The sequence below is a fragment of the Ensifer adhaerens genome (assembly GCF_002007205.1).
GTDB classification, from domain to species: domain Bacteria; phylum Pseudomonadota; class Alphaproteobacteria; order Rhizobiales; family Rhizobiaceae; genus Ensifer; species Ensifer adhaerens_D.
This window is the reverse complement of record NZ_LAZS01000008.1, coordinates 188,687-200,903: the sequence shown is the minus strand read 5'-3', so window position 1 is coordinate 200,903 and position 12,217 is coordinate 188,687. Positions and strand designations below refer to the sequence as shown.

At 65.2% G+C, this 12,217-nt stretch carries 11 protein-coding genes and 1 pseudogene; 8 read left to right on the top strand and 4 right to left on the bottom strand.

Annotated features, from left to right (window positions below; translation table 11 throughout):
* Window positions 1-88 precede the first annotated feature (88 nt).
* Both XB14_RS19215 and XB14_RS19210 read left to right on the top strand, forming a co-directional pair.
* Complete coding sequence (locus XB14_RS19215) at window positions 89-661, top strand: TetR/AcrR family transcriptional regulator (protein ID WP_077963201.1); 573 nt, start codon at window positions 89-91, stop codon at window positions 659-661.
* 97 nt (window positions 662-758) lie between these two features.
* Window positions 759-1,808 carry a serine hydrolase domain-containing protein gene (locus tag XB14_RS19210; RefSeq protein ID WP_077963505.1) on the top strand — a complete coding sequence of 350 codons (1,050 nt, stop codon included), beginning with the start codon at window positions 759-761 and terminating at the stop codon, window positions 1,806-1,808.
* A gap of 25 nt (window positions 1,809-1,833) precedes the next feature.
* Here XB14_RS19210 and XB14_RS19205 read toward each other — a convergent pair whose 3' ends face one another.
* On the bottom strand, window positions 1,834-2,646 hold the full coding sequence (locus tag XB14_RS19205; RefSeq protein WP_234804084.1) for an arginase family protein: 813 nt from the start codon (window positions 2,644-2,646) through the stop codon (window positions 1,834-1,836).
* A 132-nt stretch (window positions 2,647-2,778) separates the two neighbouring features.
* Between XB14_RS19205 and XB14_RS33855 the strand changes: the two are divergent.
* Window positions 2,779-3,146, top strand: a pseudogene (locus XB14_RS33855) (GAF domain-containing protein).
* Between the two features lie 17 nt (window positions 3,147-3,163).
* On the opposite strand, the gene XB14_RS19195 reads toward XB14_RS33855, so the two are convergent.
* From XB14_RS19195 to XB14_RS19185, 3 genes are all read right to left on the bottom strand, one after another.
* A complete protein-coding gene (locus XB14_RS19195) occupies window positions 3,164-4,180 on the bottom strand; it encodes a zinc-binding alcohol dehydrogenase family protein (protein ID WP_077963199.1) in 1,017 nt (338 codons plus the stop codon).
* A gap of 113 nt (window positions 4,181-4,293) precedes the next feature.
* Complete coding sequence (locus XB14_RS19190; protein ID WP_077963198.1) at window positions 4,294-4,965, bottom strand: SDR family oxidoreductase; 672 nt, start codon at window positions 4,963-4,965, stop codon at window positions 4,294-4,296.
* On the bottom strand, window positions 4,962-5,360 hold the full coding sequence (locus XB14_RS19185; RefSeq protein WP_077963197.1) for a glyoxalase: 399 nt from the start codon (window positions 5,358-5,360) through the stop codon (window positions 4,962-4,964). The genes XB14_RS19190 and XB14_RS19185 overlap by 4 nt, the downstream gene beginning before the upstream one ends.
* Window positions 5,361-5,451: 91 nt before the next feature.
* Here XB14_RS19185 and XB14_RS19180 point away from each other — a divergent pair, with 91 nt between their 5' ends.
* From XB14_RS19180 to XB14_RS19160, 5 genes are all read left to right on the top strand, one after another.
* Complete coding sequence (locus XB14_RS19180) at window positions 5,452-6,369, top strand: LysR family transcriptional regulator (protein WP_077963196.1); 918 nt, start codon at window positions 5,452-5,454, stop codon at window positions 6,367-6,369.
* Between the two features lie 245 nt (window positions 6,370-6,614).
* Window positions 6,615-7,121: a sigma-70 family RNA polymerase sigma factor gene (locus tag XB14_RS19175; protein ID WP_077963195.1), complete on the top strand. Its 507-nt coding sequence runs from the start codon at window positions 6,615-6,617 to the stop codon at window positions 7,119-7,121.
* 99 nt (window positions 7,122-7,220) lie between these two features.
* Complete coding sequence (locus tag XB14_RS19170) at window positions 7,221-8,171, top strand: FecR family protein (protein ID WP_077963194.1); 951 nt, start codon at window positions 7,221-7,223, stop codon at window positions 8,169-8,171.
* A gap of 161 nt (window positions 8,172-8,332) precedes the next feature.
* Entirely contained in the window at window positions 8,333-10,738 is a 2,406-nt protein-coding gene (locus XB14_RS19165; protein WP_077963193.1) for a TonB-dependent siderophore receptor, read from the top strand.
* Entirely contained in the window at window positions 10,738-11,976 is a 1,239-nt protein-coding gene (locus XB14_RS19160; protein ID WP_077963192.1) for an MFS transporter, read from the top strand. The genes XB14_RS19165 and XB14_RS19160 overlap by 1 nt, the downstream gene beginning before the upstream one ends.
* Window positions 11,977-12,217 lie beyond the last annotated feature (241 nt).

The window sequence follows — 12,217 nt, the reverse complement described above, 5'->3', positions numbered from 1 at the left end:
ATTTTTCTCCTTCCTGGCCGTCCATCAACTGGCGTTTCCTGGATGTCGTGATATATAAATGATTGTTCGGTTATAAATGAGAGTCAAGATGCCTCGCCCAAAAACCGTGCCAGACGAAGAAGTGCTGGCGGCCGCATTCGCGCTGATGCGCGCGCACGGCCCCGACGGCCTGACCTTCGCGGCGCTCGCCGCAAGCACCGGCCTTTCCGGCGCCACGCTGGTGCAGCGCTTCGAAAACAAGTCGACCTTGATCCAGCGGGCGCTCATCCAGGCCTGGGACGGGCTCGACCGGCAAACGGCGGAGCTGGTGGCGACGGTGCCGCGCACGCCAGAGGGTGCCATTGCCCTGCTCGTCGGCCTCTCGGGCGATTATGGCGGTATTGAATCCTATGCCGACGACCTCAGGATCCTCCGGGAAGACCTGCGCGATCCCTTGCTTCGCGCCCGCGGCGCCCGATGGCGCGACGTGCTCTCGGGCGTGCTCGACGAGTGCCTTGCCGGTCTGCCGGGCGCGAGCCCGGGGCTCGGTCTGCTCATGGCATCACAATGGCAGGGATCACTGCTCTGGTGGAGTTTCGATCCGCAAACGCCCGTCACGGATTTCGTCAGGCAGGGTCTGACGCGCTTCGTCGAGGCCTTTGCAAGAGGGCCGGCGGACTGAGATCAGCGCCGGCGCTGGCGTTCACCCGGCTGTCAAATCGCCGTGAGATGGCCGTGCAGTGGATGACGGCGGCGTCGGACCGTCTTAGATGCTGATCATGACCAGATTTGCCGCCGCACTCTTTGCCCGGATCGCCGCCCTGGCACTCGTCGCCTTGACGCTTTTCGCCTTGCCGGCCGCCGCCCAGGCACCGGCGCCGGTCTCGGGTTTGCTGGACGACCTGGCCTCGCGGCAGGAGCTTGATCCGCTGAAGACGGTGATCGTTTCGCGCGACGGCAGGATCCTTGCCGAGCGCGGCTATCGCGGCAACCGCGCGACGGACTCCACGAACATCAAGTCCGCATCGAAATCGATCATCTCGGCGCTGGTCGGGATCGCGATCGACAAAAGGCTGCTGGAAGGGCCGGACCAGAAGATCGCCCCGATCCTCAAAGCCGACCTGCCGGCGTCGCCCGATCCGCGCATCAACGACATCACCATCGGTCATCTGCTGTCGATGCAGGCCGGGCTCGGTCGTCTCTCGGGGCCGAATTACGGCCGATGGGTTGCCAGCCGGAACTGGGTGCGCACGGCGCTTGCCCAACCTTTCGACGGCGATCCGGGCGGTCAGATGCTCTATTCCACCGCCTCCACCCATCTGCTCTCGGCAATCCTGACGAAGGTCAGTGGCCGATCGACGCTGGCGCTGGCCCGCGACTGGCTCGGCCCGCTCGAGGGCTTCCGCATCGGGGCCTGGGATCGCGACCCGCAAGGCATCTATCTCGGCGGCAATCAGATGGCGATGAGCACCCGTTCCCTGCTTGCCTTCGGCGAACTCTACCGTAACGGCGGCCGGACGACGTCCGGCCGGCAACTGGTGTCGCCGGAATGGATCGCCGCCTCCTGGCAGCATCGCACCAATTCGCGCTTCTCTGGCGACGAGTACGGTTACGGCTGGTTCGAGCGCCAGGTCGCCGGCGAAGAGGTGCATTTCGCCTGGGGCTATGGCGGCCAGATGCTCTACATCGTGCCGAGCCTCGATCTGACCGTCGTGATGACCTCGGCCGAAAGCGGACCTTCGGCCCGCAACGGCTACCGCGACGCGTTGCATCTGGTGCTCGGCGAGATCATCACAAGAGTGAAGGCCGATCCGGAAACGGACGGGTGACGAGGCGCCGGCGAACGGCCGCCGCTCAGCGCCTTTCCAACAACGGTTCGATGATGCCGAGCAGGCATTCGATCGCGGCCGCGTCTTTTGCCGCGTCGTGAGACGCCTCGAACTCGGCCAGTTCGATGCCGGCGATCTGCTGTTGCGGGATCGCCGCGAAGATAGCGCGCAAGGCCTGCGGATCGAGGCCATCGTTGATGGCATAGGCGGCAGGCACATGGTTCGGCTCGAGCACGTCCCAATCGACATGGATCCAGGCGGGTTTATCCCCGATCAGCGACAGAATGGCTTCCGGCGGCGCCGCGGCGGGCGAAAGGGTATGTACGCCTGCCTGCTGCAAGAGAGCCGTCTCGGCTGGATCGATGTCGCGCGCGCCGACGATGACGACCTGGGCCGGGTTCAGTCCGCTGCCGTGCCCGCTCTCCCAGAGCCCGCAGGCGGCGGAAAGAACCATGCCGCCGAGATAGCCGCTTTCGGTGGTCTGTGGCGTGTTGAAGTCGCCGTGGGCATCGATCCAGAGCAGGATCGCATCCGGGCATTCCCGCGCGACGACTGGCAGTGTCGCAAGGCTTGCCGAGCAGGTGTTGGCGACGAGGAGCGGCTTGTTGCCGCGCTGGAGCGTTGCGGCGATCGCCGCCTGCAGGCCGGCCAGGGTCTCCCCGGCCTCAGGCAGGCTGGTCGACCAATCGTCTTCCTTTGCCGGTGACGGGGTGCCGATAACGGTCGGTTGCAGCCCGGTCTGTTTGCCGAGCGCTTCCGCCGTCATGGCCGCGCCCGGGATCGCTCCCGGTGTTCGGTCGGCGATCCGTCCCTGGGAGACGATGAGTTCGTAGGGCACGGGCATCCTCCTTGCATTGTCTGCGGGCGTTTCACGCGGGCTCTTGTCGCGCCAGTAAGGCGGTGCCTGTTCGGGCGGTCTCGGGCGGCTGTGAGGAATTGGCTTGAAAGGGCGGCGGCCTGCGGATTCGATATGTTCATATGGATATATCGATTTCATGCCGCGATCGCAATTTCATTCGGGATCAGCCTTGATGCTATTGCTGTGAGTAGGGTCATCGCCAAGGTCGCCTGCGTGCGCATCCCGGTTGGCAGAGGCGTTTGCGTTGCTGCCGTCGCACAACGGCAGACGATGCTGGTTCCCGACGGCCATGCGTATCGGGGGCATATCGCCTGCGATGCGGCGTCCCGCTCGGAACTCGTCGTGCCGCTGGTGACGGACGGCAAGGTGCTCGGCGTGCTCGATCTCGACAGCCCCACGCCAGGGGGTTCGATGCCGAAGACCAGGCCGGTTTCGAGGCGCTTGCCGCAATCTATGTCGCGGCAAGCGATTTCGCTTAGATCGATAGCCGGAGCGCTCAGCCGTCAAAGCGCTCGATGACGATCTTGCCCTTGGCGGCCCCGGTCTCGATCCGCCGATGCGCTTCGCGCAGGTTCGCCGCATTGATCGGCGACAGCACCTCGGCAAGCGTCGTCTTAAGCCGTCCGGCGTCGATTTCGTCGGCGACGAAGGAGAGCAGGCGGTGCTGTTCGATCATGTCGGGCGTCTGATGCATCGGCCGTGCGAACATGAACTCCCAGTGCAGGCTCGCCGCCTTGGTCTTCATCCCGGCCATCGGCATCGGCACGTCGGTGTTGTCGATGGAGACGATGCCCCCTTGCGGCCGGATCAGCTCGACCGCGTCGGCCCAATGGCGCATGTCGTTGAAGATCGCGATGTGGCCGACATGGGGAAAGCCGAGCGCCTTGACCTGCGCGACCAGCGGTTCGCGGTGGCTGACGACATGGTCGGCGCCGAGTTCCTTGACCCAGGCGATGGTTTCCGGCCGCGAGGCGGTGGCGATGACAGTCAGCCCCGCGCGCTTGGCAAGCTGAATGCCGATCGAGCCGACGCCGCCGGCGCCGCCGACGATCAGGATCGACTGGCCGCGATCGGCGCCGTCGCGGTCGATGCGGAGCCGATCGAAGAAGGCTTCATAGGCGGTGATCGTTGTTAGTGGCAGCGCAGCCGCTTCGGCGAAGCCTAGCGACTTCGGCTTGCGGCCGACGATGCGCTCGTCGACCAGCTGGAATTGCTGATTGGAGCCGGGTCGCGTCAGATCGCCGGCGTAGTAGACGTGGTCGCCGGGCTTGAACAGTGTCGCGTCGGGACCGACCGCTTCGACCACGCCGCTCGCATCCCAGCCGAGCACGCGCGGCGTTTCCTCGACCTTGTCCTTCGGCGCCCGCATCTTGACGTCCACCGGATTGACCGCGACGGCGTGAACCGCGACCAGGATGTCATGCCCTTTGGGCTCCGGCTTCGGCAGGTCGACATCGAGGAAGCATTGCGGGTCTGAAACCGGGAGATAGCGGGTGAGGGCAACGGCATTCATGATTTGCTCCTTTGTGGGGTGAAGTGATGTGGTTGCCGCGGTCATGCCACGCGCTCGAGGGCCGGATAGCGAGAGTAGCCCGCGGCGGTGCCGCCGAAAAGCGCGGCGCGACGTCAGTTGATGAGCGCGCCGCCCTCGATGTCGATGACCGCGCCGGTGACGAAAGGATTGTCGATGGCAAAGAGATAGCCTTGGGCGATGTCCTGCGGTTCGCCGAAACGGCCGGCCGGCAGCGTTGCGGCGGCGCGGTCGAACATCGTGTCGCGCGCCTCGCCGGTCATGCCGCTATAGGCTTCCGTCCGCGTCAGGCCGGGGCTGACGACGTTGATCCGCAGCGGTGCCAGTTCGCGCGCGAGAATCTTGGCCGTCGCCTCGAGCGCGGCGTTCATCGCCGTCTTGACGAAGGTGCCGGGAACCGTCCGGCGGGCGAGAAAACCCGAAGTGAAGGTGATCGTACCGCCGGCGCGCATGGTCTTGGCCGCCTCACGGGCAAGCACGATCGAGCCCCAGAACTTGACGTCGAAGGCGGCCTTGGCTGCATCGAGGTCGATGTCGGCGACCTTGCCGCCGGGAGCCGACGAGCCGGCCGTGACGATCAGGTGATCGATCAGCCCGAGGTTCTGGAAATAGGCGGCGACCACTGCGGTGTCGGCGATGTCGAGCCCGGTGGCACGGCTGGCGATCTCCACCCGGCCCGGACGCTCGGAGAGAGCCTTGGCAACGGCGGCACCAATGCCGCTGGTGCCGCCGATGACGACGGAGACGGTGGTGTCAGTGAAGGTCATGGGCATTCTCCAGAGGAAGTTTGGGGAACGGGTTCGGAAAAGACGGCTTCGAGCAGCGGGCCGCCGGGCGCGCGGAAGAACAGCCGGCGCTCGCCGATATCGGCGAGATCCATGGTCGAATAGGGAATGGCGAGCCGGTCGAGCCTGGCGCGAAACGCCGCGTAGCCTTCCAGCCGGAAGCCGACGTGATCGATCGCCTCGGCCGCGCGCTCGAAGCCAGTGCCGTGGCTGCCGATGACATGCACGATTGGCTTGCCTTCGGCATAGAGCCAGCAGCCGGGGATGTGGCGGATAGCAACCGGACGTTCGCCGATCGTCAGGTCGAAGACCCTCTCGAAGAAGGCGCGCGTTCCGTCGATATCGGCGGTGCGGATGGTGACGTGATCGAGCTGCATGGCGCGTCTCCTTTCGAGGAAGAACTTACCTATTGCGGCGCATCCGGATAATTGGCTTATTTCCAAAATTATATTTCGGAGAGAGCGAAAGATGTTGCTCGACAATCTGGCCCTGTTTCTTCTGATCGTCGAAAAGGGCGGGCTTTCCGCCGCAGGGCGCGAAAAGGGGCTGTCGCCGGCTTCCGTGTCCGAGCGGCTGGCGGCGCTCGAAGCCCACTACGGTGCCGCCCTTCTGAAACGCACGACGCGGGCGATCAGCCTGACCGAGGAAGGGCGCCTTCTGGTGGACGGCGCCCGCCGGCTTCTGGCGGAGGCCGGCGAACTGGAGGCTGGTATCCGGTCGGGGACGCGAATGATCTCGGGCCCGATCCGGCTGAGCGCACCGGAGGATATGGGACGCCGCTACATCGTGCCGATCCTCGATCGGTTCCTGGCCGAACATCCCGACGTGACGGTGGATCTCAACCTCACCGATGGCTATGTCGACCTGGTTGGCCAGGGCATGGATTTCGCGATCCGGCACGGCGTGCTTGCCGACAGCACGCTTCGGTCGCGCGCCCTTGGCGAGAACCGCCGGGTCGTATGCGCCGCGCCCGCCTATCTCGACGCCATGGGCCGGCCGGAGCACCCCGACGACCTCTCCGGTCACGACTGCATCATCATGCGCTTCGGCGCCAATCTCGACCGCGAATGGGCCTTCCAGGTGGGCGGCAAGCCGCACAAGGTGATGGTGCGCGGGCGGCGCGTCGCCAACGACGGCGGGCTGGTCGCGGAATGGTGCCGGGCGGGGCACGGTGTCGCCCTGAAATCGGTGTGGGACATCGCGGAAGATCTCGCCTCCGGCGCGCTGGTCGAACTGCTCAAGGACTTTGCGGTCGGCGAGACCGGGCTGCAGATCGTCTACCCACCGGTAAGCGTCCAGCCGCGCCGGGTGCGGCTATTGATCGACCGTATCGCGGCGGAACTCGGCTCGATCGAGACTGTCCTGGCGCGCATCGCAGACGCATAGCGCCGGCGGCGCGGCCGCCCGTGACCGCTGCCGACGTGGCCGTCGTGCAACAGTATTGCCCCAATTTAGGTCTTGGTCGGTCCCGACGCGGCGCAGTTTTTGCGATGCGGCATGCCAGCGCATTGCGGTCGCGCGTGGCTTCATTTATAAAACATGAGTAACACATTCAACATAAGTGGTAGCGCATGGCGCTGCCGCTGGTCTCGGCGGCGGCCTTGCGGCTCCGGCGATGGAGAGGCAGATTGATGACCGATGCGATGGTGCAGGGGCTTCACGAGCGGGAGGAGGGCAGGATCCGCCGTTTCTTCAGCCGCCGCCTCAGAAATCGCGAGGATGCGGTCGATGCCACCCAGGAGACCTTCATGCGCATGCTGGAGGCGTCTCGCTCGACGCTGATCGAGAATCCGCAGGCCTACCTGTTCCAGGTTGCGCGCTCCGTCGCGCGGGTCGCTACCGAGCGCGCCGCGCGCGAGCAGGCCCTGTTTGTTGCCGACGAGGACGGCGTGGAGCATGCCGAGGACAGGCCGATCCAGGACCGCATCGTCAACGCCCGCCAGTGCCTCCTGATCATGGCGCGCACCATCGAGGGGCTTCCGAACCGCTGCCAGCAGGTCTTCATCCTCAGCCGCCTGCATGGCTTGAGCAACGGCGCGATTGCCGAGCAACTCGGCATATCGAGAAACATGGTCGAAAAGCACATCATCCGGGCGCTGCTCGAATGCCGGAAGATGCGCGCCGAGATTATTTTCTGAGCCGACGTCAGGCAAAATCATCCATTCAACTCTAAGATGATGGAGGCGATTCTCTGAACGGATCGCCCGACGGCATTTCAGTTCGACCGGAAGAAGGTAATGAGCGGCAACCGCCACACCATCGACGACAGCATTCTGCAGGCGGCTGCGACCTGGGTTGCGCGGCTGCAGTCCGATGATGCGACGGATGCCGACCGTCAGGCCTTCGAGCGCTGGATAGCCGCAGATCCGGATCACCAGGCGGCCTACGACGAATTGCGGGCGCTCTGGAGCGACCTTGGGAGCGTGTCGATCCCAGAAGGACGGCTCGGGCAGTTGCGCGCGCAGCGCCGCCGCCGGGTCGGAGCGTTCGTCGGGCTCTGTCTTGCCGCAGGTTTTGCCATACTGTCGCTGGCGACGTCCTATGGCGACCGCTGGCGTGCCGACCATTATACCGGTGTCGGCGAGATCAGGCGCATCGCGCTTGAGGACGGAACGCAGGTGGACCTCAACACCGACACGGCGCTTGTCGTTCGATATGACCAGGGTCAAAGAAAGGTGCGGCTGCTGCGCGGCGAAGCCTTCTTTGCCGTCGCGAAAAACCCTGAGAGACCCTTCGTGGTCGAAGACGGTGCGATCAGCGCGACGGCGCTCGGAACCCGCTATTCCGTCGGCGCGACGGGTGCGGACCGGGCGGCCGACGTCAAGGTGGAAGAGGGCCGTGTCGAAGTCCAGGCGGCCGGCGAGAAAGCCATACTCGGCGCCGGCGAAGCGGCGACGATCGACCGGCAGGGTCGCCTCTCCCTGTCGAAGGCGGATGTCGCCGCGGGGACTGCCTGGCGCGACGGAAAGCTTGTCTTCTCCCGTCGCCCGCTCCGTGAGGTCCTTTCGACGCTCGAGCGCTATCGCCGCGGCCGGATCCTGCTCATCGACGGGGCGGCCGGGAACCTCGAAGTCTCCGGCATCTTCGATCTGCACGACACCGACGACGCCTTGCGGGTGCTGGAGGCAAGCCTGCCGCTGCGCGTCATGCGATTGTCCAGCCTCATGGTCGTCGTGCAGTCGCGTTAGGAAGCTAGCCGGCAGCAAGGCGGTGACGTCTTGCAAAATCCTTTCTCAAAAAAATCGTCCGGTGACGTCAGGAGATCCCGTTCCGCGAACTCTTAGTCAGCAGTGGCGGCGCTGCACCTGGTTCGGGGTGGCTCGCCCGGAGTTGGAGTAGGGGATCTCGGATGAGAATTTTGCAGGGTCGTGGATCGCGACGCCGGTCTTTTGCACGCTTGGCGCTCGCCAGCGTTTCTTTCATCGCCTGCGCGAGCGCAGTGCAGGCTCAGGCGACGGCGGCACCGTCCGCGATCATTGCTTCCAAAGCGATCTCCGTTCCCGCGGGCTCCCTTGAAGCGGGCATCCTGAAGCTCGGCCGGCAGGCCGACCTGCGCCTGCTCTATCCGAGCGCGCTCACCAGCGGCAAGGTGACCAAGGGCGTCGAAGGCAGGCTTGAAACCGAGGCGGCGGTTGCGCGACTGCTCGACGGGACCGGGCTGCGCTTCCGCATCGTCAGCGCAAAGACCGTGCAGATCTTCGATCCGTCGGACGCGACGATCACCACTGGCGCCGTCGACAGGGATGGCGCAACGCAACTCGAAAAGATCACCGCGACCGGCGAACGCACGGGCGCCGAGGGCATCGTCGAGACCGACGGCTACGTGGCGAAATCCGCAAGGGTCGCCACCAAGACCGATACGCCGGTCATGCAGACGCCGCAGTCGATGTCGGTGATCAGCCAGAAGCAGTTGCAGGACCTGAAGCCGCAGAACCTGATGGAGGCGCTGAACTACACGCCCGGCGCCCGCGTCGGCCAGTATGGCGCCGAGCCACGCTTCGATGCCTTCAAGGTGCGCGGCATCGACCTGACGCTGACCGGCATCTTCCGCGACGGCCTGCGCCAGATTGCAAGCCCCAATGGCCTCTTCCGGCTGGAACCCTATGGTGTCGAGGCGATCGCGACGCTGCGCGGCCCGGCAGCCTCGATCTATGGCGCCAGCTCCTCCGGCGGCATCGTCGACATCGTCTCGAAGCGCCCGACCAGCGAGCCGCTGCGCGAGGTCGAGGTGCAATATGGCTCTTTCGGCCGCGTACAGGGCGCCTTTGACGTTTCCGGACCGCTCGACGAGGAAGGCACCATGCTCTACCGCATGACGGGTCTTGCGCGCGACGGCCGCACCGAGATCGAGGCGGTCAAGGACGATCGCCTGTTCATCGCGCCTGCCTTCACCTGGCAGCCGGACGAGGGCACCAAGTTCACGCTGCTCGGCGAGTACATGGATTCGACCACCGGCGGCACCTGGGGCTATCTCAACCGCTACGGGCCGGACGGTAAGTCGATCGGCGCGATCCCGACCTATGGCGGCGACGCCCGTTTCAACGACTTCACCCAGAAGCAGGCGCGCATCGGCTACGAGCTGGAGCATGAGCTCTCGGACGGTGTCACGCTCTTCCACAAGCTGCGCTACTCCGACATTTCGACGCGGCAGGAGTGGGTCTTCGCCAAGTATCCGGGCCTGACCGTCGAGGACAATTCCGGCCTTGCCAGCGACACCTATCTGAAGTTCGACTTCGACACCGGGGCAGCGGCACATCAGCTCATCGCCGGCATCGACTACAGCTACATGAAATACACCTCGCAGCAGGGCAGCGGGCCGGATCTCTTCCGGGACGATTTCACCTATGTGCCGAACCTGACTTCGACCCAGAAGCAGTCGCAAAGCGGCATCGGCATCTACATCCAGGACCAGATCGAGTATGAGGCGTGGCGCCTGACGGCGGGCCTGCGCCACGACTGGGTGGACAACAAATATTCCGTCGACGGCAGGCGCTTCAACCGCGACGACAGCGAGACGACCGCGCGTGCGGCCCTCGGCTACGTGCTGCCGAACGGCATGATGCCCTATGTCAGCTACGGCACGGCCTTCGTTTCCAACCCTGGCGTGATCCTCAATCTCGGCGGCACCGATACGCCGGCGATGCCAACGCTCGGCAAACAGTGGGAAGCGGGCATCAAGTACGAGATCCCCGGCCAGAACGCGACGATTACGGCCGCGGTCTTCAACATCGACCAGGAAAACGCCACCGTCTACGAGACGTCGTCGGGCCTGAACCTCCTGCGCCAGCTTGATCTGAGGTCGCGCGGCTTCGAACTCGAAGGCACGGCTTCGCTCGACAATGGCTGGAACTTCATCGCGTCCTATTCCTACAACGACGTCGAGATCACCAAGCTGACGTCGGAAACGCTCAGCAACCAGCTGAACTCCTCGCCCTACCATATGTTCTCCCTGTGGGCGGACTACGAGGTGCAGTCAGGGCCGCTCGAAGGGCTCGGCGTCGGCGCCGGCGTGCGTTACGTCGGCTCGAGCTTCGGCGACAACGTCCATACGCCGGTTCTCAACAACCAGGCGCGCACCTTTGTCGATGCCTCTGTCCGCTACGATCTCGGTGCCGCCAATCCGAACTTCGAGGGCGTACGGCTGCAGCTCAATGCGACCAACCTCTTCGACGAGGTCGAGCAACTGTGCACCACGGGCTTCTGCTATTTCGACGAAGGCCGCAAGGTCGTCGCCAGCCTGCGCTACCGCTTCTGATGGCGTCGCAAAAGGCAGTCCAGCCAAGGCCGTCGCCGGCCGCGATCTTCTTCGCGGTCGGTGGCCTCTATGTCGCGCAAAGCGTGATCGGCGGGCTGACGATGCTCGGCCTGCCGGCGGTCTTGCGCACGCAAGGCCTGCCGCTCGACCAGATCGGCCTCGTCTATCTGACGGTGCTGCCCTGGGCGTTGAAGTTCCTCTGGTCGCCGCAGGTGGAGCGTTTTCGCCTGCCGGCGGTCGGACGAAATCGCTCGGCGATCATCATCGTCGCCGGCGGTTCGCTTTCGGCACTCATGCTTGCCATGCTCGGCCTCATCGGCCCGGAGCGGCTTGCGCCGGTGCTCGCCTGCCTCGTGTTCATCGCGCTCTTCACCTCGACCGTCGATATCGCCTGCGACGGCTTTGCCGTCGAGACGCTGGCCGAGGAGCACCACGGCTGGGGCAATGCCGCCCAGGTCGGCGGCGCCTATGTCGGCTCGGCGATCGGTGCCGGCCTGTTCCTCGTCTTCGTCGATCGGTGGGGCTGGGCACCGGCGGTATGGATCATGGCGGCCGTCGTGCTGGCACTCGGCCTTCCCTTTCTCGTTGGCCCGGGTTCGCGGCCGACAAGCGCCACGCGCAGTCATGTACCGTCGCTGAAAGTGGCACTACGGCGGCCAGAGGTGCGCAAGGGCCTGTTGCTCGCGGCAATTTACGTCTCGGCGCAAAAGTGGGGGCTTGCCATGCTCGGCCCCTTCCTCATCGACTACGGCTTCGATCTCGCCTCCGTCGGCATCCTCAATGGCGTCGGCAGCATGCTCGTCGGTTTCGGTGGCGCGCTGTTCGGAGGGCTGCTCGTGCGCCTGTGCGGCGCCGGCGCCGTGCTGATCGGTGCACTGGTCCTGCAGGTGGCGATGCTGATCGCCTTCGCCTATGTCGGCGCCTCCGGCGACGTCTCGCGGCCTGTGGTGATGACGCTCGCGGTCGCCAGTTCCTCCGGGGTGATGGCGATCGGTTTCGTCGCGCTCTATGCGCAGTTCATGGGCTGGGCCGATCCGCGCCAGGCGGGCGTCGATTTCACCCTGTTCCAATGCATGGACAGCCTCGTCAGCATGGCAGGAGGTCTCGGCGCTGGCTGGATCGCTGAGCGCTTCGGCTATTCGGCCTTCTTTGTTTGCGCGGCCGGGGTTTCGACGGTCGCCGTGCCGCTGCTGGCAATGTTGCTGCGGCGGCGGCCGACGCGGCCTATGCTGGCTTGATGCCCTCAGCGCTGGATCACACGCATGTAGAGGATCGGCTGCCCGTCGCGGACCAGGGCGACGCCCTCATTGCCATAGAGCGCCCCTATGCTTGCTTCGGCACAACCACAAGGAATCTCCCGTTGCCATCGCGTCCATCAGCGGTGAAAGCAGGACATGTGGGTCGGGCAGCCGGTCAATAAGGTCTCGGGCACCGAAGTCGAGCATTGTCTCGGCGATCCACTCCCCGAAGCCTTCCGGG

What these genes read in the sequence shown, in the direction of transcription:
- XB14_RS19165 (WP_077963193.1), top strand. Translation starts at nt 8,333, where the DNA reads ATGAGAATTTTGCAGGGTCGTGGATCGCGACGCCGGTCTTTTGCACGC.
- XB14_RS19195 (WP_077963199.1), bottom strand. Translation starts at nt 4,180, where the DNA reads ATGAATGCCGTTGCCCTCACCCGCTATCTCCCGGTTTCAGACCCGCAA.
- XB14_RS19210 (WP_077963505.1), top strand. Translation starts at nt 759, where the DNA reads ATGACCAGATTTGCCGCCGCACTCTTTGCCCGGATCGCCGCCCTGGCA.
- XB14_RS19190 (WP_077963198.1), bottom strand. Translation starts at nt 4,965, where the DNA reads ATGACCTTCACTGACACCACCGTCTCCGTCGTCATCGGCGGCACCAGC.
- XB14_RS19170 (WP_077963194.1), top strand. Translation starts at nt 7,221, where the DNA reads ATGAGCGGCAACCGCCACACCATCGACGACAGCATTCTGCAGGCGGCT.
- XB14_RS19160 (WP_077963192.1), top strand. Translation starts at nt 10,738, where the DNA reads ATGGCGTCGCAAAAGGCAGTCCAGCCAAGGCCGTCGCCGGCCGCGATC.
- XB14_RS19215 (WP_077963201.1), top strand. Translation starts at nt 89, where the DNA reads ATGCCTCGCCCAAAAACCGTGCCAGACGAAGAAGTGCTGGCGGCCGCA.
- XB14_RS19180 (WP_077963196.1), top strand. Translation starts at nt 5,452, where the DNA reads ATGTTGCTCGACAATCTGGCCCTGTTTCTTCTGATCGTCGAAAAGGGC.
- XB14_RS19175 (WP_077963195.1), top strand. Translation starts at nt 6,615, where the DNA reads ATGACCGATGCGATGGTGCAGGGGCTTCACGAGCGGGAGGAGGGCAGG.
- XB14_RS19185 (WP_077963197.1), bottom strand. Translation starts at nt 5,360, where the DNA reads ATGCAGCTCGATCACGTCACCATCCGCACCGCCGATATCGACGGAACG.